This window comes from Paenalcaligenes suwonensis, assembly GCF_011290505.1.
Taxonomy (GTDB): domain Bacteria; phylum Pseudomonadota; class Gammaproteobacteria; order Burkholderiales; family Burkholderiaceae_B; genus Paenalcaligenes; species Paenalcaligenes suwonensis.
The window spans coordinates 314,319-339,580 of sequence record NZ_JAANPV010000002.1; the positions used below are offsets into that span (position 1 = coordinate 314,319).

Sequence of the window (25,262 nt, forward strand, 5' to 3'; positions counted from 1 at the left end):
GCCCTTATTCGGCGGCGATCAATACACTGAATGCTTGGGCAGACGCGGTGCCGTGATCTGCCCCTTCAAGCACTTTGAACGTCAGTTCAAAACACCCCGTCGCATCCAAGGTTTCATAGAGCTGGCGTGCGCCCTCTACCATGCGTCGTCGTTCTCGTCGCTGCTGGTTCTCTTGCTGTTTTTCTATAGGCAAGGCCAGATCTGCTGGGGTTAAACCTTGCTCTAACCCACCCACACTCACATGCACCAACGGCCGGTGCGTTTCCATGCTACGACAGCGCCACTCTACAGCCTGACGCAATATATGAAAATCTCCCCACCACACCGAGGGGCTAGAGATCACATAACGTTTAAAGCGTGCCGGCTCCTGCAACAGCAATTGCGACACAAATAAAGCCCCTAACGAATGGCCCACCAACGTAGCTGACGACAACGGTTTCACCGTTAGCCATCGCTCTACCTCGGGCACCACCACATTAAGCAAGGTCTGTAGCAGTACCGCGCTTCCTCCAGTGCCTGCTGGCTGCTCGGTAATGCGCCCCAGTTTGGGCGTGTAAAAATAGTGGCGTCGCTCGGCATCTGGCATGCCTATGCCCACCAGTACGGCGGCTGTACTTTGCGTTCCCGCTTCGCGCCGCATTTGCAACAGCAACCGAAACTCTTTTTCGTCCAGCACGTAGATCACTGGCCAACCACCCGCTGGGGGAATAGCCTCTGGCCACGCCAGCCACACGGGAAGTTCATCGCCTTCAGCGGTTTGCACCGTCAATTTTGCATGATTCATAAACGCCTACTATTACGATTCAGTCCAGCAACTCGCGGCTCAATCCACTATACTCATAGTTTCATAAACCATTCTCATTTACACCAGGATGTCCATCGCATCAAATCCTGCGCTTGCAGCCCACACCTACCACCGCCTGCTACGCACGCGCTGGTTACTTATCGCCGCTCTGGTTTTTGTTATTGTACTGTCCACGCTTGCTGATTTTACGCTAGGTCCGTCAGCATTAAGTTGGTCAGAACTCTTTACAACCCTACTGAGTCCTGCCGATGCAGAACCCACCACGCGTGTGATTGTGTGGGAATTCCGCCTGCCCTACTCCATGATGGCGGTGGCCATTGGTTTGGGTCTAGGTTTGGCGGGTGCAGAGATGCAAACCATCCTGAACAACCCACTGGCCAGCCCATTTACATTGGGGATTTCGTCTGCTGCCGCCTTTGGCGCATCATTGGCCATTATTCTAGACCTCTCTTTGCCCGGCCTAGCCCACGCTTGGATGGTAGCCAGTAACGCCTTTATTTTTGCCCTACTTTCCGCCTTCTTATTGGATGCCGTTGCCCGCTGGGGCGGCATGAGCAGTTCGGGCTTGGTGCTGTTTGGTATTGCCTTGGTGTTTTCATTTAACGCGTTAGTGTCGTTAATGCAGTTTGTGGCCAGCGCTGAAGACTTGCAAGCTTTAGTGTTCTGGACCATGGGCAGTTTGTCTCGTGCCACGTGGCCTAAAGTGGGTGCCATGTTCTTGGCTGTCGCCATTATTCTGCCCCTGGCACTACGTGATTCGTGGAAACTCACCGCACTGCGTTTGGGCGAAGAGCGCGCCACCAGTTTTGGTATTAACGTACAGCGCCTGCGTTTAACGTCGCTGCTGCGTATTAGCTTCCTCGCTGCCTTGGCCGTGTCGTTTGTAGGGACGATTAGCTTTATTGGACTAATTGCTCCGCATATTTCTCGCCGCCTGTTTGGCGAAGATCACCGTTTCTATTTGCCAGGCAGCGCACTCATTGGTGCCATGATTTTGTCCTTGGCCTCTATTGCTTCTAAAAACCTGTCCAGCGGCATCATCGTACCGGTAGGTATTGTGACGTCGTTAGTCGGTGTGCCTTTCTTCCTGTCGGTGGTGTTACGCCGCCAAAGCCGTTAATTGCCCATGTTAGACGTAAGTAACCTGCAACTTTCCTACGGCAAACGTACGATTATTTCCGATCTTAGTTTGGCGCCCTTAAAAAACGGCCAACTGGTGGCCTTACTGGGACCAAACGGCAGCGGTAAATCTACACTACTTAAAGCCTTAGCTGGCCTATTAAAGCTTAGCAAAGGCGAAGTGGTGTTGGATGGCCAAAATCTCGCACGCAGCAGCTTCGAGCAGCGCGCGCAGCATGTGGTGTACCTACCGCAATCTTTACCCGCCTCGGTGCACTTGCGTGTATTTGAATCGGTGCTGGTCGCTGCTAAAGCGTCAGCCCTAGCCCCTGACAACAGCGGCCAGATCAACGAAGACGAGATTTTGTCGCTGCTCAAACGCTTAGGCATTGAACACTTGGCGTTGCATTACTTGGATCAGTTATCGGGTGGCCAAAAACAGTTGGTGGGTTTGGCACAAGCCTTAATTCGACGCCCCCGTTTGCTGCTGCTAGACGAGCCTTTGTCGGCCTTGGACTTGAACTATCAGTTCCATGTCATGGACTTGCTGCGCCAAGAAACCCACGAGCATCAGCTCACCACGTTAATTGTGCTGCATGACCTGAACATTGCCCTGCGCCATTGCGACTATGCCGTCATGATTAAAGGTGGTGGCCTGTTAGCAGAAGGCGAGCCCAATAACGTGATCAATGCCCAAACGCTAGGCGATGCCTATGGCGTTTCTGCTCGCATAGAAAGCTGCTCTAAAGGCATACATCAAGTGTTGATTGATGGCCTACGCAAACCCATTTTATAGGTAGCCCCATGTTTCGTTCTTGCATGCACACCCTACGTGTTCTGGTCATTAGCTGCTGCAGCCTATTGCTGTTAGCACCCGCACACGCCACCGAAACCGAGGCTGCCACCCCCATAGTGGTTACCGACGCATTGGGCCGTACCGTTACCCTACCCGGCCCAGCAAAACGCCTGATTCTGACCCAAGCGCGCCACCTGCCAGTGTTGGCACTGGTGCATCCAGAACCAGCCAATATTGTGGCTGGGTGGTCTGACGAATTCCGCACCTCGTTTTCTAACGAATACGAAACCTACAAAGCACGTTTCCCTGAAATCGCTAAGATTCCCGTTGTAGGACGCCACACCCCTGAAAGTTTCTCGGTAGAACAAGCCATGGCCCAACGCCCTGACTTGGTCGTGCTAACCACCAACTTTGCGGGCATTAAACCTAACGAAGACCCTGAAAACTCTCTGCTGCTACAGCGTTTTGCCGCGGCGAATATCCCCGTTATTGTGATCGACTTCTTTGTAGACCCACTCAACAACACGGTGCCCAGCATCCGTGCATTGGGTACTGCGGTAGGCGAAGCTGAGCGTACTGAAGAGTTCATCACGCTGTACGAAACACACATGAAAAACGTGGCTGATCGCCTAGCCAACGTCGACGCCGATGACAGACCTCCGGTGTTTGTACACGCGCATGCAGGTAGCACCGACTGCTGCAACTCGCCTGGCACCGGCACCTTTAACGACATGATCAGTTATGCAGGTGGCCACAACATTGGCAGCGACGTGCTTAAAACCGCCACTGGAAAACTCAACTTTGAATACATCAATGCGCGTAACCCTAGCGTTTACGTAGCCACAGGCACAGGCGCAGGCAAGCGTGCGGATAAAGGTTTAGTGATTGGTACTGGCGTTGAAGAAACCCAAGCCCGCGAAAGCCTGCAACGCATTATTGATGGCAACCGCTTGCAATCTTTACCTGCAATGCAAAACGGCAAAGCCTACGGTATTTGGCATGCCTTTAATGATTCCCCGCTGCATGTGGTCTTTATTGAAGCACTGGCCGCGTGGATACACCCTGAGCTATTTGAAGGGGTATCGGCATTGGATACGCTAAACGAAATCAACGAGCGCTTTCTAACAGTTCCCATGCAAGGCACCTATATGGTGGAACTACAGCCTAGCACTACACCTGCGCAGCCCTAATGTCTGATGTTCTGTCACCCACGCATAGCCTGACGCTGCACAACGATGCTGGTCAGCCCTACACCTTGCAATTATGGCTAACCAGCCCACAAGCCCCCACCCTGCTGTTGTTGGATGGGGACTGGTTGCAAGAGTGCATACAGCATTTCCGTAAGCGCCACGCTAACTCGATTAATATCGCCTGCTTGGGATATGGCACCACACACGCTAAAACCGTTATACGGCGTGCGTATGACTTTACCCCTCCCCACCCGGATGGCCTAGACATAGACCCTCGCGTGAAAGAATGGAAAAATGGTGGCGCACCCGCATTTAGTGATTTCCTAGAAAAAACACTCATCCCTACGCTTGCTCAGCACATAGACCTCAACACCTCAAAACTAGGGCTATTTGGCCATTCTTATGCTGGGTTATATGCGTTATACCTGTGGCTGCAACAACGACCGTTGTTTGACCAATACGTGGTTGCTAGCCCTTCTGTGTGGTGGCGTTGGCCTTATTTGCACCAACTTGCTGCAGCAGCACCCCCCACATCAGCGCACGCGGCCCCCTTGCACATTCTGCTAGGTGAGCAAGAACAGTGGCACCCCCATCCGCAGCAGCCCGGGCAAACACGCCCACCAGGTGAGCCTACCTTGCCGTTAATACAGGCATGGTTGCATGCGTTGCCACAGCAGCTACAGCCCCATTGTCAGCTAGAACTGTGCCCGCAACTGGCGCATGGCCCCATGTTGGCCCACTCGGCCACAATCGCCTTTGAAGTGATGCGGCTATAGCGCGAATTACGAGCTTGGCACTGGCTTTCACTACAAAAGCACTTTAGAATGAGAATGATTATTAAATGGAATGCATTTCCTCATTCCATATAGACATCATTTATAAGGGCATCCCGCACGGACGCATCTACACGTGGCGGTAGTAAGCATTGCTGCAATGAACACCATTTACGTCTATCACCTACACACTCACACAGCGAAGGGGCTACCATCGTCCTTCTTTGCGTGTCTGCGTGATCAGGACTGGACGCATATACACGCGGCACGCCAACCAGCACAACAACAGATACGCCAATTGGCGTATGCCTCGGCCTACCATCTGTTGGCACACCACAATCAGCTAAGCCCTGCTGCATTACAGATACAACCCGATGCCTATGGCAAACCACAAGCGCGCTTTAATCGTGATGTTGCCCTGCCTTACTTCAATATTAGCCATTCGCACGAGTTAATTAGCATCGCTGTCTCCAGCCAAGCGGTGGGCGTAGACGTTGAACACCTATCCCCTGCAGCGGATACCACGCTACTAGCACAGCATTTCTGCCCAGAGGCCGACGCCACGGCCGTAGAAGGTGCTGGCTTCTTTGCGTACTGGACCAGTAAAGAGGCGGTGCTTAAAGCGCATGGCAATGGCTTACGCACTGACCCGGCTGAGCTACAACTTCTGCCACCTGCATCACATTTTCAATCGCTACGACGCAGCCCACCCGCGCTAGGCTTGCAGCAACATCAAGTTAGCCTGTGCCCAGCGCCCGATAGCTATTGCTGCGCGGTAGCCTCTTCCCTAGCTGCCCCTCTGTTGCAGGCCACCTGCCTCCAGACCGAACAGCTTCATCGTTTATTGCACTGATACCGTTATGAGTCACAGCCTACCTACCCAGATTTGGCCTTCCGAATTTGTACAACGCTACCAGCAAGCCGGTTATTGGCGCGGCGAAACCTTTGGCGCGATGCTGCGCCAACGCGCCGAACAATACCCTGATCGCGTAGCCGTAGTAGGTGGTGCACAGCGTTTAACGTACGCTGACCTTGATAAACAGGCCTCTGCCATTGCTGCCGGTCTGCTACAAAAAGGGTTAAAAAAAGGCGATAGAGTCATTGTTCATCTGCCTAACATCCCTGAGTTTATTAGCGCGATTTTTGGTTTATTCCGTGCTGGCCTGATACCGCTGTATGCGTTACCTGCCCACCGCATTACCGAAATCGAGCACTTTGCTAAAACAGGTGGGGCCAAAGCCTACCTATGTGCCGATAACCATGGCGGTTTTGATTACCGTGATCTCGCGGCAGAGCTAAAACAACGTTACCCCGAACTACAAGACATCGTTGTAGTGGGCGATGCTGGCGACTACACACCCTTTGCTGACTTGCTGCAAACGGCTGTGCCTAGCGATTTCCCTGTGAACGTCTCATCCCCCCAAGATGTGGCCTTCTTGCAGATTTCGGGTGGCAGCACCGGCTTATCCAAGCTGATTCCGCGTACACACGACGACTACATCTACACCCTGCGTGAAAGCGCACGCATTTGCGGCTTAGACGACACCAGTATTTTCTTGGGTGCCCTGCCCTTGGCACATAACTTTCCCATGAGCTCACCCGGCTTTATGGGTACGCTGTACGCAGGTGGCCGCGTGGTCTTGTCCCCCTCGCCTAGTGCCGAAGATTGCTTCAGTTTAATTGAACAAGAACGCGTCACCTTTACTAGCCTAGTACCACCCTTGTTGTTGCTGTGGTTGGAAGCCGTAGGCCGTTCCACCCCTGACCTATCAACGCTGAAGGTCATACAAGTAGGTGGTGCCAAGCTGATTCCCGAAGTGGCCAAACGCGTACACCCCACACTAGGCGTTACCCTGCAACAAGTATTTGGCATGGCCGAAGGCTTGGTGAACTACACCCGCTTGGGCGATGACCTAGACACCATCGTGGAAACCCAAGGTTTCCCCATCAGCCCAGACGACGAAATCCTGCTGGTAGACGATCACGACAAACCTGTTGCGCCTGGCGAAGCTGGCCACCTACTCACACGTGGCCCCTACACCATTCGTGCTTACTACAACAACCCGTCGGCAAACGAGCGTTCCTTTACCGCAGACGGCTACTACCGTACTGGCGACATTGTGCGTTTAACCGATGCAGGCTACTTGGTAGTACAGGGCCGCGCGGGCGATCACATTAACCGTGCGGGCGAAAAAATCTCGGCGGAAGAAATTGAAGACCATTTGCTGGCAAATCCACAGGTGTTCGATGCCGCCGTCGTCTCCATTCCAGACGAATACTTGGGCGAACGCAGTTGCGCTTTTGTGATCGCCAAAGGCGAACAAAAACCACGCGCCATCGACCTTAAAAAATGGGTGCGTGAGCGTGGCGTAGCCGAATTCAAAGTACCCGATCAAATTATCTTTGTTGATGCGTTTACGGCAACTGCTGCGGGCAAAATCAGCCGCAAGGCGTTACGTGCACAGTTGCAAGCACAACTTCACACTCAACTTTCTCAATCATGAGCACAACTCTTACCTTAGAACGCATGCGTGCCGATATTGCGGCCATGCTACACGAAGATCCTAGCGAGATTGCCGATGACGACAATCTGATGGACTGGGGTTTGGATTCTATGCGCGCCATGACCTTGGCTTCGCGCTGGCGTGATGCGGGTGCCCGCATCGAGTTTTCCCAGATGGCAGAAGATGCCACGCTAAGCCACTGGTGGTCGCTGATTAGCGCCCACACTGCATCCTGATTTGTTTCACGCTGTTGTTACCCACTCATGAAGTCTACTGCTCGTTATGATTCAACTCTGGTTATTCCTCGCATGCATACGGCAGAGGAAGCTGTTCCTCTGACTGAAGCCCAAGAGGGGCTATGGTATGCCCAGCGCTTATCGCCGGATAACCCGATTTTCAATACAGCACACTGCACAGACTTCATCGGCACCTTACAACTGGCCGCGCTGCAAAACGCTATTAATCAAGCCTTGCTAGAGGCTGACGCCTTGTCGTTGCACATGATTGATAGCGATCAGGGGCCACTGCAATACTTCGATGCTACCCACCGGGTACAGCTAGAGGTGATTGATCTGCGCCATCAGCCTGATGCGATTCAGCACGCTGCTGAACTCATGCATGCGGATCACAACCACCCCTTAGACCCCACGCAAGCCCCGCTGTCTAGACAAGTTCTGTTCTTGCTATCAGACACGCATTGCCAGTGGTACCAGCGCGTGCACCATTTGGCCGCCGATGGCTATGGCATGTCATTAATTGAATCACGTGCCTTAGCGTTATACCGTGAACAATTGAATAGCGATGAAACACCCAGTGCCGCACTGACCTCGTTTGCCGAGGTAGTGGCCGACGATCAGCGCTACCGACACAGCGAGAAACGCCAAAAAGATGCCGCCTACTGGCACGAAGCCTTGGCTTCTATTGGCGATGTAGGTAGTTTGACCAGCGGTGTGGCCCAAAGCGCCCCCTATTTTCTACGCGCAGACGCCCCCATAGCGTCTAACACCTTAGCGCTATTACTCGCCACACAGACCGAGCAGCAAATCAGTTGGCCTGACTTGCTGACCTTGCTAAGTGCCGCTTACATTCAACGCCATACTGGCCAAAGCGATGTAGTAGTCGGTATGCCATGGATGGGTCGCATGGGTAATGTGAGTGCACGCAGTGTTGCAACGGTCATGAACGTGGCCCCACTGCGCCTGACCGTGCCGCAGCATACACCGCTAAGTGAAGTGCTGAGTGTAGGTTCGCACGCCATTCTTAAAGCGCGCCGTCATGGCCGCTACCGTAGCGAACAACTGCGCCGAGACTTAGGCTTACTGGGCGGACAACGCCGTTTGCATGGCCCACTGATTAATATTTTGCCTTTTGATGTGCCCTATACGATTGCTGACGTAGAAGCCAAACAGCGTGTGCTGTGTGCGGGGCCGGTAGAAGACCTGAACTTTAACTTCCGAGCAGCGCCTGATGGCCAAAACCTGCGTTTGGAAATTGAAGCTAACCCTACGCTGTACACACAACAAGGCCTGCAAACCCATTTGCAGCGCTTTCAGTACTTTCTACAGCAAGCCTTGCAAGCGTCCAGCTTAGAAACGGTGGCCAGCATCACGCCCGCCGAGTACGAGCACTGGGTAGACGGGCAAGCCCGCACCGCACACCCTATTCCTGCTACGACGCTGACGCAGCTGATACGCGAACAAAGCCTGCGCAGCCCCAAAGCAGAAGCCTTGTCCTATAAGGGTAAAAGCACCGATTTTGGTAGTTTTGATACTCAAGTTCAGCGCATTGCCCAACATTTGATCGCACTTGGCGTCACCCCCGGTAGTATTGTGGCCGTAGGTATGGCACGCAGCGATCAGATGGTAATGTGTTTACACGGCGTGATGGCTGCAGGTGCCGCCTACTTGCCGCTAGACACTGCCCAACCGGCCGACCGTATCTGCCGTATTTTAGGGTCAGCCAAACCGGCTGTACTGATTCACGACAGCAGTTTGTGCACCGCCAACGCTGAGTTTTCTGTGCCAGCCTATAACGCCACACAACTGTTCAGCACAGACCCCGACACCAGCATTGCCTTACCTGAAACACAGCCAGACGATGCTGCCTATGTGTTGTACACCTCTGGCTCTACCGGTGATCCCAAAGGTGTAGTGGTTAGCCAAAAAGCCATTGTGAACCGCTTGCTGTGGATGAAAACCCATTACGGTTTTACCGAAGCGTCACGTTTTTTGCAGAAAACCCCTTACACCTTTGATGTGTCGTTGTGGGAACTGTTTTTGCCCATGCTGTGCGGTGCCTCGCTCACGGTTGCTGAGCCTGATCAGCATAAAGACCCACACGCTCTGGCTCAGCTTATTCTTCAAGAAAACATCAGTGTGGTGCACTTTGTGCCCTCTATGCTGGCGGCCTTCTTGAACGAACCCCAGAGCCAAGGGCTCACCATTGGCCACGTATTTTGTAGTGGTGAAGCGCTAAGCGCCCATTTGGCCGCCCGTTTTTACGAACGCATGAATGGCAGCCTGTACAACCTCTATGGCCCTACAGAAGCCGCTGTGGATGTAACCTACTGGCCCGTCAGCAAAGAACACCCAGACGACCCTATCCCTATTGGTTTACCCGTTTGGAATACCCAGCTGTACATTCTGGACGATTGCTTGCGCCCGGTTGCGCCAGGCGTAGCCGGTGCCTTGTACTTGGGTGGCATACAGCTCGCTGATGGCTATTTGGGCCGACAAGACCTGACCGATAAAGCCTTTATCACTAGTCCCTTTGATGCCCAACAACGTCTGTACCACACAGGTGATTTAGCCCGTTGGCGCGATGACGGCGCGGTGCTGTATCTGGGTAGGGCCGACCATCAAATCAAACTACGTGGACAGCGTATTGAACTGGGTGAAATTGAGTCTTGCTTGGCGCAGTACCCCGGCTTGCGTGACTTAGCGGTGATTGCGCGTGAAGACCGACCCGGCGACCTCTACATTGCGGTGTATGCAGTCGCTCGCACAGAGGCAGAGGCTGATAGCAATGCGTTATTAGCCTTTGCGCGCGCCCACTTACCTGAAGCCATGGTGCCTAGCGCCGTGGTCTGGATGGACGATTTACCCATCAATGCAAATGGCAAACTAGACCGCAAAGCCCTGCCCGCCCCTACACGTGAACGCCAAGAGGGCGCACCGTTGCGTGGCGAGGTACAACAACAGCTGGCCCATTTTTACCAGCAGTTGCTACAACTGCAACATCTACCCTATGCCGATGACGACTTCTTTGCATTGGGCGGGCATTCGCTGTTAGCCGCACAATTAGCCGCTACCTTGCGTGAGCACTACCAGATCACCTTAACGTTAGGGGCTATTTTCGAGCACCCTACTATTGATAGATTAGCCAACCATGTGCAGCGTTTACTGGAAGGCCAACAAGACGCCAATGCGGGCTTTAACCCCATCTTTACCCTGCGTCCACCGGCACACGGTAAACCCGCACAGCCTGCGCTGTTCTGCATACACCCTGCGGGTGGCTTAAGTTGGTGCTATAGCTTGCTAGCCCGCCAATGCGGCAGCGACCAACCGGTATATGGCTTGCAATCACGCAGCCTAGATGCCGCCAATATTGTGCCCACCAGCTTGCATGACATGGCGGAAGACTACGCCAATCAAATCCAAGCCGTGCAACCACATGGCCCGTATCACTTACTGGGGTGGTCGGTAGGTGGTTTGTTGGTGCATGAAATTGCTCGCATTTTGCAATCACGCGATGCCGAACTAGGCGTAGTATCTATGCTGGATGCGTACCCTAGTGATGTCTGGCGCAATCGCGAAGAACCCGCCTTAGAGGCCAGCTACAAAGCCCTGCTGTACATCGCCGGTTACGACCCTGACAGCTTGAATGTACCGCTTACCCAAGAGGGCGTGATTGGTTTCTTACGTCAAAGTGGCCATGCATTGGGCACCTTAAGTGATGCTCAGTTACAAGGGGTATTTCGCTCGGTAGAGTTAAACAACCGCTTGGTACGTCAACACTGGCACCAACCCTTGAACCACCCCGTCCTGTACTTCCGTGCTGCCTTGGATCATGTGGGCGATACCCTTGAACCCGCTATGTGGAACCCATGGGTCAGTAGCCTGCAAGTGCATGACGTGCCCTCATTGCACGCCCATTTAACCGGTGCTGATGCGTTGAAACACATACTTCCTGTGCTGCAAACAGCCTTACAAGGCAGCGTCGCTGCACAAACGGTATAAAAATAACTATGTCACTGAAGCGTTTTGTTATCGATATCACCCCACTAAAGCAAAGCCGAGCCTTTCGCTTTGCCTATATGGCGCGTACTGCCTCGGTACTGGTTACCGGCATGATGTTGGTGGCAGCCAGTATTCATCTGTACGAACTGACTAAATCCAGTGTGGCTGTGGCAGCACTTAGCGTCGCCATGTCGGCCCCAATGGTTATTGCTCTGTTAATAGGTGGCGTGTTGTCCGATCGTATGGACCGACGCAAACTCATGATGTGGTCACGCAGTGTGTACGTCATCAGTGTGCTGATGTTCTTGATCAACAGCTTATTTGCCAACCCCTCTATCACCGTTATTTACCTAGCGGCGATGATTGGTGGTGCAGCCAGTGGTATTAGCGTACCTGCCATGATGTCTGCCACACCCGCCTTGGTGGGTCGCGAAAATCTGGCAGCAGCGGCAGCTTTATCGGGTTTATCACTGCAGTTGGGTGGTGTGTTAGGGCCATTGCTTGCCGGTGCATTGATTGCAGGTCCAGGCTTAGTAGCCTGCTACAGCATTGTGTTGGTGGGTGTATTGCTTACCCCCTTCCTGCTGTCTACCTTACCGCCACTGCCACCACAACAGCGCCCAGGTGCTGCCACGCCTAATAACCGTGTGCACCATGCCTTTATTGAAGGCTTTCGCTACATGCTGACCACACCGCTGCTGCGTTGCTTGTTGTTGATTGACCTAGGTGCTGTCGTGTTTGCCACACCACTGGCCTTGTTACCAGAATGGGGCGACAAAGTGCTGGGGCAAGGTGCCGAAGTCACCGGTGCACTGTATGCAGCACCCGCGATTGGCGCAGCTATTACCGCCTTAAGCAGCGGTTGGATTCGTGGTTTAGAACGCCCCGGCATTACCATTATCAGCGCGGTGCTGGTATGGGGCTTAGCCGTGGTAGCGCTGTCGTTTAGCACACACCTGTACCCATCCATGGTGGCGTTAGCCGTGATGGGTTCCGCCGATACCATTTCCAAAATGTTGCGCATGACCTTAGTACAGCGTCATACGCCTGACCATCTGCTAGGCCGTATGTCGGCACTGTGGATGACCCAATCCTCAATGGGAACCGCCTTAGGGAATATGCAAATGGGTGCCGTTTCTCGTTGGTTTAGCCCCTCTACCGCCTTACTGATTGGCGGAGCAGCCTGTAGTGCCTGTGCGGGCCTGTTCGCGCTGCGTCGTAACGCTCTGAAAAGCGCCAACAGTACCTAAACACAATACGCTTTCCAGCCCTTAGGGCTGGAATCCCACACTTCGTATGACGAGTCAAACAGCATGGAAAGCCCATGCTCACTTTAACCAAGGAGCCATAATGCAAATCAATACTCTTTGCATTAGTAATAAAAAAGCATTTAAACGTGTATCGCAAATTGCACTAGCCGTAGCTGTTGCTATGGGTAGCGCACATGCACAAGGCATTTTTGACCAAGCCGACATAGACTTTAAAGGCAACGTATCCAGCATGGGTGTGATCACCCCCGGTAGCGAAGCCACCTTACAAGGTCGCGGCTTTACTCCTGGCCAAGAAATTCTGTTGCTAAGCAATGGTCAATCCATTGTGGGCGACCAAAAACTGGTTGCTAACCAAGACGGCGAATTTGTGAGCAAAGCAGCGATTCCAGCCAATGCTGCTGTGGGCTTGCACCCTGTAGTGATTCAAGCCGCTAAGCCTTCTGCAGCGGCCGTGTTTGACCTGAAAATCTCTCCTAAAACAGAAATCTTCGGTGTAGAGCAATTCACACAGCAGTCTGCGCCTATGACTCGTGGCCTGTACCAAAGTGCATACAGCCCTAAAGAAAACAAACTGTACGTGGTGTCTTCCGTTGGTCGTCCTCCCGTACAGCAATCTGAGCTGTTGAAAGTCAACCCAGAAACGCTAGCAATTGAAGCACGCATCACCCCTGCTGCTGACCCTAACCGTGAAAACCACGTGTACGCGCTGTACGGCGTAAGTGTGGATGACGTAAACGGCAATATCTGGGTAACCACCACACGCAACAACAGCGTAGCCGTGTACAAACAGTCCGACCTAAGCTTGGTGAAACAGTTTGATGACAACACCGTGGCTCACGCCCGCGATGTAGTGGTTGATGCGGCTAACAACCGTGCTTACGCTTCTGCTTTTGGCGCTGGTGAAGTGGCCGTGTTTGACACCAAAACACTGGAGCAATTGCCATCCATAGCACTGAACTCCAAAGGCCGTCAGGCTCCATCGCCAATGAGCTTGAGCTTGGATGCAGGCAACCAAAAGCTCTACACCGTTAGCATCAACACAGGTGAAGCGTTTGTGATTGACCTGAAAGAGCAGAAACAAGAAAACGTGATCAGCTTGCCTGGCACACGTTCCGGTAGCGGTATTGCTGTGGCCCCTACAGAGCAATTGCTGTGGGTAGCTTCCCAAGGTACTGACAACGTACTGTTGATAGACCTGAAAAGCGGCGATGTTGTGAAAGACATCAAAGTGGGTGCTGGTCCACTGAACATCGTTTGGGACGACAAAGACAAACTGGCGTTTGTGGCTGTTCGTGCTAACGGTCAAGTAACTGCACTGAACACCAAAGGCGAAGCCGTCGCTAATTTGGAAGCTGGCCGTCAACCTAACCATATCAGCACCGATGGTAAAGGTAACTTGTTTGTCGTTCACAAAGCGGCAAGCACTGACAAAAACGCTGTAGACCAAGTAACACGTCTGCACGTGAAATAAGCTGTGCCTACCCGCCCGGCTACCTCCTCGTGGCCGGGCGTCATTCATCCGCTACTTACTGCACTGTCGTGACGCCTACTTCTCTACTTGATAACAACGCTGACACAGCCCGCACCGATTCCCCTCTACAGCACTGGCTGAAGGCGCATCGTTCCCGTAGTAGTCTTTTTTGTTCCCCTACGATTGCTTTGATGGCGCATGGCCAAGCCCTACAATGCCAGGCCAGTAACGCCAACAATGACTTGGATGCCCACGCAACACAGTTGCTTGCCCAAGCGCATGAACAAGGTCTGCCGGCTCTGTTAATGGGGGTCATTCCCTTTAACACCACGCAGCCTGCCCATTTATTTGTCCCGCACTCGGTACTGCGCAGCGCCCCCATACTGCCAAGCCACACGGCCACCACAGCACAGCCGCATCCCGACGCCACCTTGCAGCCTTTTCCCGATGGCGCTGGTTATGCAGACACCGTGCAACGTGCCTTACCCCTGCTAGATGCCAACCCCATCAGCAAAATTGTGTTGGCTCGCACCATGGATGTGCAATTGGCACAGCCTTTGCAGCGCCAGCACCTGCTGCACAACCTCATACGCCTTAACCCCCACGGGTATAACTTTGGCATTAACTTGGCTGACGAAGAAGGCGATAACCCCTGCTTCTTTGGCGCCAGCCCCGAATTACTGGTACGACGTTCAGGCTCAGAAGTCAGTGTGAACCCTTTGGCCGGTACGGCAGCCCGCGTTGCCGACCCAGAAGCCGACGCCCGCATTGGACAAACCTTGCTGCAATCGGCCAAAGACCTACACGAACACGCTATTGTGGTGGAAAGCGTGGTGCAAGCCCTGCGCCCTTTCTGCAGTGAACTGCATGTTCCTGATGGCCCTGAACTCGCCAAAACTGCCACGCTGTGGCATTTATCTACCCCCATTCACGGTACGTTGCGTGCCCCCTATGCCAGCTCATTACAGTTAGCCTTAGCCATGCACCCCACCCCTGCTGTGTGCGGCACCCCCACCTTAGCGGCTCGCGATGTGATTGAAACGCTAGAGCCTTTCGAGCGGCAGTTTTACGCTGGTGCTGCAGGATGGTGTGACGACAAGGGCGATGGTGAATGGGCTGTGGCCATACGTTGTGGCCTATACCAGCAACAACAGATACGCCTTTACGCCGGCGCAGGCATTGTGGCCGCGTCAGACCCGGCCAGCGAACGCCGCGAAACGGGCAACAAATTACGAACGATGCTCAATGCACTGAATATTGAGCCAGCAACGATTGAAGGAGCCATCACATTATGAGTCACATACACCAACTACCCAGCTACACCATGCCAGACGTCTCTGTGCCTAATCGTGTGAAATGGGAAGTGCAGGCAGATCGCGCCGTACTGCTAATTCACGACATGCAGCATTACTTTCTGAATAAGTATGACATGCAGGCCGAGCCCATTCCCTCCTTGATTCGTCACATACAAGCCATTAAAGCGCAGTGTGCGAAGCTAGGCATTCCGGTTATCTACACCGCCCAACCTACCGAACAAAACCCTGAAGACCGTGCCTTATTAACCGACTTCTGGGGCCTAGGTTTAAGCGCACCCGAGCACGCTGGTCAAGAAGCCATTATTGATGAACTCGCCCCCAGCCCTAACGACATTGAACAAACCAAATGGCGTTACAGTGCGTTTTTCCGCTCGCCCATGCGCGAGCAAATGCAAGCGTGGGGCCGCGACCAACTAATCGTTACCGGCATCTACGCACACATAGGCTGCATGACCACCTCATTGGATGCATTCATGCAAGGCGTACAAGCCTTTATGGTGAGCGATGCTGTGGCTGACTTCTCTGAAGAAGAACACCGCATGGCATTGCGCTATGTATCCCAACGCTGCGGTGTGGTACTGAACACCCAACGCTTACTGACCCAATTAGGAGCAGAGTGATGTACCCCGAGTTTCAACAGCAACACGTACTGATTAGCGGTGCAGCCAGTGGCATTGGCGAAACAGTAGCCCAACAATTACTCGCACTAGGCGCGCGCCTCACCATTATTGATTTACATGCTGACGCACTACATGCGTTAGCCGCACAATACCCCGAGCAGGTACTAGCGCTAGGCTGTGATGTGGGTGATTTTGATGCCGTTGCCAACGTAGTGGCCCAAGCCGAAGCTCGTTTTGGCGCCATAGACAAACTGGTGTGTGCAGCAGGCCGTCTACAAATGGGTGATATTACCGACCTAACTGCTGAGCAGTGGCAACAAACCTTTAGCACCAACACCAACGGTGTGTTTAATCTATGTCACCACGTGGGCTTGCGCATGAAAGCGCAAAAGCGCGGTGCGATTGTGAACATCAGCTCCAACGCAGCCACCTCACCACGCATGAGCATGGGTGCTTATGCGGCATCTAAAGCTGCCGTAACCCAAATGTCGCGTTGCTTAGCCCTAGAACTTGCCGCCTACAACGTGCGTGTAAACGTAGTTTCTCCTGGCTCTACCGACACCCCTATGCAACAAGCCATGTGGCAACAAGGCAGCTCACGCGAAACCGTGATTGCCGGTTCAGGCCCGCATTACCGACTGGGCATTCCACTACAGAAAATTGCGACACCGGCAGAAATTGCGAACGGCGTACTGTTCTTACTGTCTGACCAAGCCAGCCACATCACCCTGCATGATTTACGTATTGATGGCGGCGCTACGCTAGATCAATAAACACCGGCTTACGCGCTACAAAAAGGTTGCCTTCTAGACGTGCAGGCTTTGTTCGCATAAAGAAGGGCTGTAAATCTGCCAGTAGTGGCTCACTCGGGGGAGGCGGAGGAAAACTTTTTTGATTTGGTGTCTCAAATCACAAAAAGTTGTTCCGCAGTCTCCCCAGCGTGTGCGATGAACACAGCCTTCAAACGTCACCCCTTACTGACTAGGCCCCGCCTACACAACACCACTCTGGCTACATACTCTCAATGCTCGCCAAGCCCAGCAACACCCCATCCCTAGACATGGGACTGCCCATAAACTCGCCTTGCACGTAGGTCGTTCCTACACGCATCGCGGCATCGCGTCTGGCTTTATTCCATACATTACCCACGATAGTTTTAAACCCATGCTCACTGGCTACTGCACAGGCCTGTAGCAATGTTTGCTGCACCTGATCCGACAAGACCTGATCGTCATCTGGATAACAGAATCTCAAGCCCTCTAACATGGTTAACCCAAAGGTCTGGGCACTAGGCACTTCCACATCGTGCTCTAACCATAAGCTCACGCCTAAGATGCGCAGCGGCTCACACAACGTGATCCAGTCCCGTTCTACCTTCAGATCGGTAGCACGTAACACCAACTCTAGATTACGCGCTTCAGCGGCAAACAACGTCAGTAATTTCAGCAGGATGGGCTGCAATGTAGGCAGCACATTTACCGGTATGCTTAACTGCACTGAAGTACTTAATCTGTACACCTGCTGCCATTCGCGCATGTCTTCGCACAACATACGAATACTGCGCTCAAGCAAGGCTACCGCTACTGGAGTATCTAACTGCTCTAGCAACGCAGAACGTATACGTTGCGTGCCATCCCAATACAGCTGCATTTCCACGCCTTGCTGCACGGCATCTTTTAACTGTATGCGACTTTGAAACTGCAGGCTTAAGCGGCCTTCTATGCCCGCTGGGCTTTGCCAAGCGGCTTCAATTTGCTGCTGTAACTGCGCTTGCTCTTCTTGTGCGCTCAAGACCTCGGCATTACGCTCTTCACGGTTAATACGGCCCGCAAAGCTATAGCCCCAGCCATGTACAGAGCGTATAGGCAAATCCACGCGCAGTTCTGCTGCCTTGCGCTTTAATCTGCTGATGAGCGAATCCACAGCACGCTTACTTTGCAGTCCGCCCGATTTAATCTGTATGAAGTCTTCGCGACTGACCCGGCCGTCACTGCTTTGGCTAAACAGTTCAATCAGCTGTTTTTCACCATAGGTAAGCTCAATAACCGTTCCCGAGGGCGACACCATGCTCCAGCCTTTATCCTGCAATACCCAGGGGCTATCGGCCTGAAAAGAGGGAGGCTGTTGCTCGGTGACGCTGCTTGCAACCTCTGCCGTATGACTCAGAAAACGGTCAACTCGGCGACGCAACGCATGCCGGTACGCGGCCAGTTCTGTTGCGCTGCTCGTCAGCGGCATCAGGCTATCCGCTCCGGCTAATAAGAGTTCGGTACGTTGCGCTTCGGCCCCTAGCTGGCACATCACAATAATGCCGCTATAAGGCAATATGGAACGTAAGTTCGCCACCACCAACGCAAGGTGCGCGCGTTCACTCACCAGTAGAACCACGTCCACTGATGTTTCTAGACTTTCAAATGTGGTACTGAAAACAGAGGGGCCTTGCGTCATTGCTTGAACAGAGGTGCCCAGCAAAGCCAGCTCTTTTTCCATCCGTTGACATTGTGCGGTGTCATCAAACACCACCACTACTTTCCTTGCGTGCTTCATCTCTACCCTGCCTTAGCGTAGGCAACAGGAGTTACCGTTACATCAATACACTTCTTCTTTTCAGATTGTTAACGTTTTACACATCTAGTCAAAGACAAGCATTGTCAATTTACAACTTCGGTCGTTTCTTAAGCGCCTGATATTCACCATTTTTTAACCACCTTACGCCACTGCATGCATTGGCGACAGGTAGCAAAACAGCACTGTAAAAAACAGTGCTGTTCGCTGTGTAACTACTTGCTTAAGGCTTGCTGCTTTGTGCCAATTTTGCCTCAAGCTGCGCTTTGGGTAAAAAGCCACTGATACGCGATCCGTCTTCAAAAATAATCGCTGGTGTGCCACGAATATCCATGCTCATCCCTGCCGCCAAAATATCTTTGATAGGGTGTTCACATGTGCGGGCAGTTGGTTCGGTGCCAGACAACATCCAGTCACTTAGCGCTTGATTGGGGTTTTCTGCACACCAAATACTTTCTGCTTTAGTCGCAGAGTCTGGGCTCAAAATGGGGTACATCATGGAGTAAATCGTGACATTATCCATGTCTTTGATTTCCGTATGCAATTTTTTGCAGTAAATGCAATTCGGATCTTCAAATACCACCATCTGACGGCTGCCATCACCTTTCACGGTTTTAATCGCTTTATCCAATGGCAACTGCGAGAAATCGACTTTGTTTAATTCTTCTTTGCGTTGGGACGTCAAATCAATACGCTGTTTTACATCCACCAACGACCCTTGCATCAGGAAGTCCACCTCGGGATTCACGTATACCAACTCGTTGCCTATACGCACTTCCAGCAGACCAGGAAAAGGGGTAGGACGAATTTCGTCTATAGCAATATCGACAAACGTCGCTTCCAGCTTCTGACGCACCTCGGGGTAATCGGTAGATTGTGCCTGCGCGGTACCTGCCACACCTAACCCCACACTGAATACCAGTGCAGTAATAAGACAGCTTGACCACGTGGTTTTTACTTGCATGTTGACTCCATTAATAAGCGACAGGGTTATAGCGAAACTAACCACTCTCCCGCTGCATTAGCGATTAAACGTCGCTTGATAAAAGGCAGTTGATTGACGACGGACATTCCTGCGTTACGTGCCCACACAACAGGGGCTTGCGGCGCCATGAACAAACTGTGTAAGGAGTCTGTCACAACACGCATTGCGGCAATGGGTTCTGCCCGTCGCCGCTTATACCGCTCCAGCATGGACAATGCCCCTACTGACTGATGAACAGGTTTGGCTGCCAGAACACGTATAAGTTCCTCTACATCACCCAAACCTAGGTTCAATCCTTGACCGGCCAAAGGGTGCACACGGTGTGCTGCATCGCCCACCAACGCAACCCCTTCAGCCACCATTCCCGTACGCTCAAAGGTCAACGGGAAGGCAAACATTTTGGACCGTACGCGCAATGCGCCTAAACGTCCTTGCGTGACACCCATCAGCCATGTCTGCAAACGCTCTACTTTGGCCGCGTCATCTAACGCCATCAACTCTGAAATTTGCTCAGTAGGGCCTGACCACACCAGTGACACCTGTGGCCCCTCTTCCGTATCTGGCATGGGCAATAGCGCTACCACGGCATCACCGGTAAACCACTGCAACGCCACACCTTGATGCGGTAATTCGGTGGTGAGATGCGTAACTAAGCCGCTGTCGCCATAGGCTTTAAATTCGTGCCAGATGTCAGCCACTCGGCGTACTGTTGATTTTGCACCATCAGCACCGACTAGCAACTGCGCCTGCAGGCTTTTACCCGATGCCGTGTGTATGGTGTCGCCCTCGCGTGAGGCTAATTGGTCGTCATGCCATCGCACCCCATACACTTTTAAGGCTTGTCGTAGTGCGCGTTCCATTTCGCCCGACTCTACGATCCACGTTAAGGTGTGGCGTGCATCTTGCCAGGCATCTAAAGCCAAGCGCCCACCACCGTCACCATAGATTTCCATGGCTTGCACGGGGGTGATGCGCTCTGCATCCATTAAGTCCCAAATCCCCAGCGATGCCAAAAACTTCTGGCTAGCCCCAGAAATGGCATACACCCGTGGGTGATACTCGTCACGACGTGGTGACTGGCGCACCATCTCGGGCGCCAGCACCTCTACCGCAAATGCTTTTTTTGCTAAACCCAAAGCGCATGCCATACCTGCAATGCCTGCGCCACAGACTAGGATTGATTGCTGAGTCATCGTGCCGACGGAGCTCCTGCTGATTTAGGCCATAGCACCCACATCTCGCCCCGTTGCTTCATGCGACCCGCTTGAGCACCGGCCTCGTCACCCGTACCCCAATAAAAGTCCGTACGCGCTGCACCTTTAATCGCCGCACCGGTATCTTGCGCAAACACCAGTCGTTGCAAGGGTTTTTGGCTACCTGGATAGGTAGTTGCTAAAAACACAGGTGAACCCAATGGCACAAAGGTAGGATCGATTGCTACAGCACGCTCTGCTATCAGAGGGATGCCGTAAGCCCCTTTAGGTCCTAATAACGGATCAGTAATCGTTTCTTGACGGAAAAACACCATGGCCGAGTTGGCATTAAGCATTTCCTGAACACGATTAGGGTTACGTTTAGCCCATGCCTTAATGTTCTGCATAGAGGTTTGTGCCAACGGCATTTCACCTTGTTTAGCCAACCACTGACCAATAGAGGCATACGGTCTACCGTTATGGTCGTCGTACGCTAAACGCACCGCTGAGCCATCTGGCAAAATCGCACGGCCTGAACCTTGAATCTGCAAGAAAAAGGCTTCTACAGGATCAGCAGCCCACACCAACGCTGGAGGCTGGCGGGACGAATTAGCCGCAATTTCTGCGCGGGTGTCATAAGGCACCACACGGTTGCCTTGTACTTTGCCACGTACGCGCTTACCGGCCAGCTCCGGGTATACCGAGCCCAAATCAATGGTCAGCAAATCGTCGGGTGTAGCATACAGCGGCCATTGGTAGGTACCGCCGCGAGTCGTAGAGGCTTGAATCAAGGGCTCGTAATAGCCAGTAACGGTATTACTCGCTACGGCACCATTGGCATCTAACACACGCCATGGTTGTAAGTGTTGCTGTAAGAACTGACGTACTGCCGCCGTGTCTTGGCCTGAAATATTGCTATTTGCTGCAGCCGAACACACGCCCTGCCACGCACGCGGCGCTGCACGCGCAGGCATAGTCAGCGAACCGCTCACAGGTCGCATCAAGCCCTTACAGTTATTGATAAAGGCTTTCCATACATGCTCTAAATTATCTTGTTGCCAGCCTGGCAAAATAGACCAATTCACAGCCACATAGCGACCCGCTAAAGGGCGTGCTGACGTTTCGGGCAAAGCAGATAGCGCGGGCACCTGTAAGGGGCGTAACGCCACATCATCTGCGGGAGCAGAGCTACTACCGCTGCTGCTTGAACTCGCCGTGCTACCAGAAGAAGACCCTAGGTCTATAGAGGAGCATGCAGAAAGCAAAGCCAGCGCCGAAGCCAGCACAGTCAAATGAATTACGGTCATAGTTGTTTAGTGCAGAGTGCGTGGAATAGCCAAGACGAATTCAGGAATCGCCACATCAAAGGGAATGCCATCTTCGCTGACACAATGATAAAACCCTCTCATCGTACCAACAGGGGTTGTGAGCGGACAGCCGCTGGTGTATTCAAATGTTTCACCTGGAGCCAATAGCGGCTGTTGCCCTACCACGCCTAATCCGCGTACTTCTTGTACATTTTGATTCGCATCCGAGATAATCCAATGTCGGCTAACGACCTGTATAGGCTGCTCAGCATGATTGGTGATCTGCACGGTATACGCAAATACGTATTGCTGGCGCTCTGGCTCAGACTGCTCGGGTAAATAGCGTGGTACCACTTTCACCACTACCTGTTCTGACTTCAAACCCGTCTCCCTCAAAAATCAGTTGCAAAACTGCAGGGTCATGGAACATCACCCCTAATCATGACACAATTGCAGTATCTACGTCACAAACCAACTTACACACTGATCTATGTCACACAAACAAGCTGCCCGCATTGCTCCCAGTATTTTATCCGCGGATTTCGCCCGTTTGGGTGAAGAAGTCAAAAATGTAGTCCTGGCCGGAGCCGACTGGGTGCATTTTGATGTTATGGACAACCACTACGTACCGAATCTGACGTTTGGTCCGATGATCTGTAGCGCACTACGTCCACACACTGAAGCACCTATTGATGTGCACCTCATGGTTGAGCCAGTAGACTCTTTAGTAGAGCCTTTTGCGAAAGCGGGTGCCAACTTGATTAGCTTCCACCCTGAAGCCTCGCGCCACATCGATCGCACCTTGTCGTTGATCCGTGATCAAGGCTGTAAGGCCGGGTTGGTATTCAACCCTGCCGTGGGCTTGGAATGGATGGACCACGTGATGGACAAACTGGACTTGGTACTGATCATGTCCGTGAACCCTGGCTTTGGTGGCCAAAAGTTCATTCCTCACGCATTGGAAAAATTACGCCAAGCACGTCAAAAAATTGACCGCTGGGTAGAAGAAGGCGGCCAGCCCATCAGTCTAGAAGTTGATGGCGGCGTAAACGTTCAAAATATTGGTGCCATCCGCGCAGCCGGTGCCGATGCCTTTGTAGCCGGTTCTGCTATTTTCAACCAGCCCGACTACAAGGCCGTGATTGATGCCATGCGTCAGGAAATCGCTAAAGTCGATTCCCAAGCCTAAACGCACTACATCAACCAGTTACCACGTTGACCTTTGTCGCCTGACGTTACAGGCGACATCGGTTTACGCCGCTCAATAAATAGCGAGCTACCTAAGGTTTTCTTCGCCATTGTCTTGGCCGAAGCGGCCATCTCAGCCACCAAGCTACTGTTATACAGATGCACTGGGCTGACATCCACCACACCTAGCGATAGCGCCACGAGCGAATGGAACTCTTCGACTTGCTGGCGATTTTCAGCGTAGTAGCCCCCATGCGCAGGTGCTCGGCACTATAAAGATGGCTTAATGCCAACGGCAAATTTTGAATAATTCGCTGGCAGCGTTGTTCCCAGTCGTGGCTGGTGAAGATCACAATAAAGTCATCGCCACCCACATGCCCTACAAAATCATGTTCTGGGTCGCTCGCCTCTACTAACAAGCCGGCGGTAATCTGAATGACCTCGTCGCCTTTGCGATAACCATAGAGATCATTAAAAGGCTTGAAGTAATCCAGATCGCCGTAACACACCGCGAACGGATTTTGCCCGCGCAGCAACTGCTCTAGATGCTCATTAATAGGCACATTGCCTGGTAGCTGCGTCAGTGGGTTGGCATAGCGAGCCGCTTGTAACTGTAGCTGCGATACTTCTCGCATTAAGTCGGTGCTAGAGCCTACGCCTAAATAGCTACCATCCCGTGTGATGATGAAGCCATCGGTCATGTAATGCTCAGGCCCTTCTGTTACCCACGCAGCCAGCTCTTGCAGCGGCATTTTCCTATCGATAATCAACGGTGTGTTTTCTATCATCTCGCCGCAGGCGCGATTGCCATACAGCTCGCGGTGATACAACCTCGCCAATCTATCGAATAACTTATCGCGACGTAATAGCCCCACCGGCATGCCGCCTCGCAGCACCACCAAGGTGTTTAGCGACGCATCTTTTTGGAAGCGTTCACACACCACATTCGTGGGCACATCAAAGGCTACCACCGGAACCTGCCGCACCAAACGATGCGCAGTCACAGGCTTATCTGCACGCCCTAATGACGTTAAGGTAGATGTGCCAAAGGGGCTTCTAAATAACGCTAACGTCGCCGTATCAAGGCAGGTTTTGGGATTTTTCTCGGGCCTACCCAAGAAAAAGCCTTGCCCACACATCACCCCTAGTCGGCGTAATGTCTGCAATTCCTCTTGAGTTTCTATACCCTCGGCAATCACCGTAGACTGCGCTTGAAACGCAATTTCACAGATAGACCGCACCAACTGCTGACGCATAGGGTCTTCATGTATGCCGCATATAAAAAAACGATCAATTTTGACGTATTCTGGGCGCAGCTCTGTCCACAATTTAAGGGTAGAAAACCCCTGACCTAAGTCATCAATAGCAAGTTGCACCCCGGTTGCACGATACTGATTCACCACCTCGTGCAACATATTCATCGAACCCACAGAGCAATCCTCTGTTAGTTCTACGACCACTTGCTCGAATTCTCTGTCATGCAACGTAGAAAATAGCGTGCTTAAACTACATGCGTTCTCGCCGTTCTGGTGCAAACTGGGGCTAGTATTTAGAAACAATTTCCCCGTCAGCCCTAGCGCTCTGAACTGGACTAAATGTAACTCGCAACACAAGTATTCTAATTCGCAACGTTTTCCATGTTGGTCAGCAAGCTCAAATAGCGCTAACGGCATATGCAAGGGCGTATTTTCTGGCCCTCGAATTAATGCCTCATATCCAACTATGGCGCCATGTCGCAGTTCAACTATGGGCTGAAATAAAGGTGTTAATTTTTTATTCTGCAGTACTTCTTGAAAAGCAGTCAGCATGTTCTCCACCTTAACGCTGCCGTCTCCTGTCTGTATCGTTTTGTATCATCGACACGTTATGCTACAAGCAACACCATACCTCAACAAAATTACCTGAAAGAGCAAAGATGACA

General features: G+C 52.5%; 22 protein-coding genes. 14 read left to right on the forward strand and 8 right to left on the reverse strand.

Annotated elements, in window-relative coordinates; genetic code table 11:
* Positions 1-4: 4 nt before the first annotated feature.
* Positions 5-784, reverse strand: coding sequence for an alpha/beta hydrolase (locus tag GY634_RS04680; protein ID WP_166407415.1), 780 nt, complete (start codon positions 782-784; stop codon positions 5-7).
* 88 nt (positions 785-872) lie between these two features.
* On the opposite strand from GY634_RS04680, the gene GY634_RS04685 reads away from it, so the two are divergent.
* The 13 genes from GY634_RS04685 (at position 873) to dhbA (ending at position 16,876) form a co-directional block, all read left to right on the forward strand.
* Positions 873-1,925, forward strand: a complete 1,053-nt coding sequence (locus GY634_RS04685; protein ID WP_166407416.1) for a FecCD family ABC transporter permease — start codon at positions 873-875, stop codon at positions 1,923-1,925.
* Between the two features lie 6 nt (positions 1,926-1,931).
* The gene (locus tag GY634_RS04690) at positions 1,932-2,720 is read left to right on the forward strand and encodes an ABC transporter ATP-binding protein (RefSeq protein ID WP_166407417.1); all 789 of its coding nucleotides are present in this window, start codon (positions 1,932-1,934) and stop codon (positions 2,718-2,720) included.
* 8 nt (positions 2,721-2,728) lie between these two features.
* Positions 2,729-3,910, forward strand: coding sequence for an ABC transporter substrate-binding protein (locus tag GY634_RS04695; RefSeq protein ID WP_242683603.1), 1,182 nt, complete (start codon positions 2,729-2,731; stop codon positions 3,908-3,910).
* The gene (locus GY634_RS04700; protein WP_166407418.1) at positions 3,910-4,686 is read left to right on the forward strand and encodes an alpha/beta hydrolase; all 777 of its coding nucleotides are present in this window, start codon (positions 3,910-3,912) and stop codon (positions 4,684-4,686) included. Before GY634_RS04695 ends, GY634_RS04700 begins: the two co-directional genes overlap by 1 nt.
* A gap of 157 nt (positions 4,687-4,843) precedes the next feature.
* Positions 4,844-5,536: a 4'-phosphopantetheinyl transferase family protein gene (locus tag GY634_RS04705; protein WP_166407419.1), complete on the forward strand. Its 693-nt coding sequence runs from the start codon at positions 4,844-4,846 to the stop codon at positions 5,534-5,536.
* A gap of 7 nt (positions 5,537-5,543) precedes the next feature.
* Positions 5,544-7,187: a (2,3-dihydroxybenzoyl)adenylate synthase gene (locus tag GY634_RS04710; protein WP_166407420.1), complete on the forward strand. Its 1,644-nt coding sequence runs from the start codon at positions 5,544-5,546 to the stop codon at positions 7,185-7,187.
* Positions 7,184-7,423, forward strand: coding sequence for a phosphopantetheine-binding protein (locus GY634_RS04715; protein WP_166407421.1), 240 nt, complete (start codon positions 7,184-7,186; stop codon positions 7,421-7,423). The genes GY634_RS04710 and GY634_RS04715 overlap by 4 nt, the downstream gene beginning before the upstream one ends.
* A gap of 27 nt (positions 7,424-7,450) precedes the next feature.
* Positions 7,451-11,425, forward strand: a complete 3,975-nt coding sequence (locus GY634_RS04720; RefSeq protein ID WP_242683604.1) for an amino acid adenylation domain-containing protein — start codon at positions 7,451-7,453, stop codon at positions 11,423-11,425.
* Between the two features lie 8 nt (positions 11,426-11,433).
* Complete coding sequence (entS, locus tag GY634_RS04725; RefSeq protein WP_166407422.1) at positions 11,434-12,675, forward strand: enterobactin transporter EntS; 1,242 nt, start codon at positions 11,434-11,436, stop codon at positions 12,673-12,675.
* 100 nt (positions 12,676-12,775) lie between these two features.
* Positions 12,776-14,167 (forward strand): YncE family protein, encoded by a 1,392-nt coding sequence (locus tag GY634_RS04730; protein ID WP_166407423.1) that lies wholly within the window; start codon positions 12,776-12,778, stop codon positions 14,165-14,167.
* A gap of 68 nt (positions 14,168-14,235) precedes the next feature.
* On the forward strand, positions 14,236-15,462 hold the full coding sequence (locus GY634_RS04735; protein ID WP_242683605.1) for an isochorismate synthase: 1,227 nt from the start codon (positions 14,236-14,238) through the stop codon (positions 15,460-15,462).
* Positions 15,459-16,103 carry an isochorismatase family protein gene (locus GY634_RS04740; RefSeq protein ID WP_166407424.1) on the forward strand — a complete coding sequence of 215 codons (645 nt, stop codon included), beginning with the start codon at positions 15,459-15,461 and terminating at the stop codon, positions 16,101-16,103. The genes GY634_RS04735 and GY634_RS04740 overlap by 4 nt, the downstream gene beginning before the upstream one ends.
* The gene (dhbA, locus tag GY634_RS04745) at positions 16,103-16,876 is read left to right on the forward strand and encodes a 2,3-dihydro-2,3-dihydroxybenzoate dehydrogenase (RefSeq protein ID WP_207625501.1); all 774 of its coding nucleotides are present in this window, start codon (positions 16,103-16,105) and stop codon (positions 16,874-16,876) included. The genes GY634_RS04740 and dhbA overlap by 1 nt, the downstream gene beginning before the upstream one ends.
* 238 nt (positions 16,877-17,114) lie before the next feature.
* Here the strand turns inward: dhbA and GY634_RS04750 are convergent, their stop codons facing one another.
* The 5 genes from GY634_RS04750 to apaG all read right to left on the reverse strand — a co-directional run bounded on the left by GY634_RS04750 (position 17,115) and on the right by apaG (position 22,534).
* Positions 17,115-18,650: an EAL domain-containing protein gene (locus GY634_RS04750; protein ID WP_166407426.1), complete on the reverse strand. Its 1,536-nt coding sequence runs from the start codon at positions 18,648-18,650 to the stop codon at positions 17,115-17,117.
* A gap of 241 nt (positions 18,651-18,891) precedes the next feature.
* The gene (locus tag GY634_RS04755) at positions 18,892-19,632 is read right to left on the reverse strand and encodes a DsbC family protein (RefSeq protein ID WP_166407427.1); all 741 of its coding nucleotides are present in this window, start codon (positions 19,630-19,632) and stop codon (positions 18,892-18,894) included.
* Positions 19,633-19,658: 26 nt separating this feature from the next.
* Entirely contained in the window at positions 19,659-20,846 is a 1,188-nt protein-coding gene (locus tag GY634_RS04760; protein ID WP_166407428.1) for an FAD-dependent monooxygenase, read from the reverse strand.
* Positions 20,843-22,153 (reverse strand): murein transglycosylase A, encoded by a 1,311-nt coding sequence (gene mltA, locus GY634_RS04765; RefSeq protein WP_166407429.1) that lies wholly within the window; start codon positions 22,151-22,153, stop codon positions 20,843-20,845. The genes GY634_RS04760 and mltA overlap by 4 nt, the downstream gene beginning before the upstream one ends.
* Before the next feature lie 6 nt (positions 22,154-22,159).
* Complete coding sequence (gene apaG, locus GY634_RS04770) at positions 22,160-22,534, reverse strand: Co2+/Mg2+ efflux protein ApaG (protein ID WP_166407430.1); 375 nt, start codon at positions 22,532-22,534, stop codon at positions 22,160-22,162.
* A gap of 109 nt (positions 22,535-22,643) precedes the next feature.
* On the opposite strand from apaG, the gene rpe reads away from it, so the two are divergent.
* A complete protein-coding gene (gene rpe / locus GY634_RS04775; protein WP_166407431.1) occupies positions 22,644-23,342 on the forward strand; it encodes a ribulose-phosphate 3-epimerase in 699 nt (232 codons plus the stop codon).
* Between the two features lie 5 nt (positions 23,343-23,347).
* Here the strand turns inward: rpe and GY634_RS04780 are convergent, their stop codons facing one another.
* On the reverse strand, positions 23,348-23,542 hold the full coding sequence (locus tag GY634_RS04780) for a hypothetical protein (protein WP_166407432.1): 195 nt from the start codon (positions 23,540-23,542) through the stop codon (positions 23,348-23,350).
* A complete protein-coding gene (locus GY634_RS04785) occupies positions 23,527-25,149 on the reverse strand; it encodes a GGDEF domain-containing protein (RefSeq protein WP_166407433.1) in 1,623 nt (540 codons plus the stop codon). The genes GY634_RS04780 and GY634_RS04785 overlap by 16 nt, the downstream gene beginning before the upstream one ends.
* Between the last annotated feature and the right edge of the window lie 113 nt (positions 25,150-25,262).

Coding starts and splice junctions, on each gene's coding strand:
- entS (WP_166407422.1), top strand. CDS start 11,434: ATGTCACTGAAGCGTTTTGTTATCGATATCACCCCACTAAAGCAAAGC.
- GY634_RS04730 (WP_166407423.1), top strand. CDS start 12,776: ATGCAAATCAATACTCTTTGCATTAGTAATAAAAAAGCATTTAAACGT.
- GY634_RS04740 (WP_166407424.1), top strand. CDS start 15,459: ATGAGTCACATACACCAACTACCCAGCTACACCATGCCAGACGTCTCT.
- GY634_RS04750 (WP_166407426.1), bottom strand. CDS start 18,650: ATGAAGCACGCAAGGAAAGTAGTGGTGGTGTTTGATGACACCGCACAA.
- GY634_RS04690 (WP_166407417.1), top strand. CDS start 1,932: ATGTTAGACGTAAGTAACCTGCAACTTTCCTACGGCAAACGTACGATT.
- GY634_RS04710 (WP_166407420.1), top strand. CDS start 5,544: ATGAGTCACAGCCTACCTACCCAGATTTGGCCTTCCGAATTTGTACAA.
- GY634_RS04715 (WP_166407421.1), top strand. CDS start 7,184: ATGAGCACAACTCTTACCTTAGAACGCATGCGTGCCGATATTGCGGCC.
- GY634_RS04785 (WP_166407433.1), bottom strand. CDS start 25,149: ATGCTGACTGCTTTTCAAGAAGTACTGCAGAATAAAAAATTAACACCT.
- mltA (WP_166407429.1), bottom strand. CDS start 22,153: ATGACCGTAATTCATTTGACTGTGCTGGCTTCGGCGCTGGCTTTGCTT.
- GY634_RS04760 (WP_166407428.1), bottom strand. CDS start 20,846: ATGACTCAGCAATCAATCCTAGTCTGTGGCGCAGGCATTGCAGGTATG.
- GY634_RS04685 (WP_166407416.1), top strand. CDS start 873: ATGTCCATCGCATCAAATCCTGCGCTTGCAGCCCACACCTACCACCGC.
- dhbA (WP_207625501.1), top strand. CDS start 16,103: ATGTACCCCGAGTTTCAACAGCAACACGTACTGATTAGCGGTGCAGCC.
- GY634_RS04755 (WP_166407427.1), bottom strand. CDS start 19,632: ATGCAAGTAAAAACCACGTGGTCAAGCTGTCTTATTACTGCACTGGTA.
- GY634_RS04700 (WP_166407418.1), top strand. CDS start 3,910: ATGTCTGATGTTCTGTCACCCACGCATAGCCTGACGCTGCACAACGAT.
- GY634_RS04695 (WP_242683603.1), top strand. CDS start 2,729: ATGTTTCGTTCTTGCATGCACACCCTACGTGTTCTGGTCATTAGCTGC.
- GY634_RS04705 (WP_166407419.1), top strand. CDS start 4,844: ATGAACACCATTTACGTCTATCACCTACACACTCACACAGCGAAGGGG.
- GY634_RS04680 (WP_166407415.1), bottom strand. CDS start 784: ATGAATCATGCAAAATTGACGGTGCAAACCGCTGAAGGCGATGAACTT.
- GY634_RS04720 (WP_242683604.1), top strand. CDS start 7,451: ATGAAGTCTACTGCTCGTTATGATTCAACTCTGGTTATTCCTCGCATG.
- rpe (WP_166407431.1), top strand. CDS start 22,644: ATGTCACACAAACAAGCTGCCCGCATTGCTCCCAGTATTTTATCCGCG.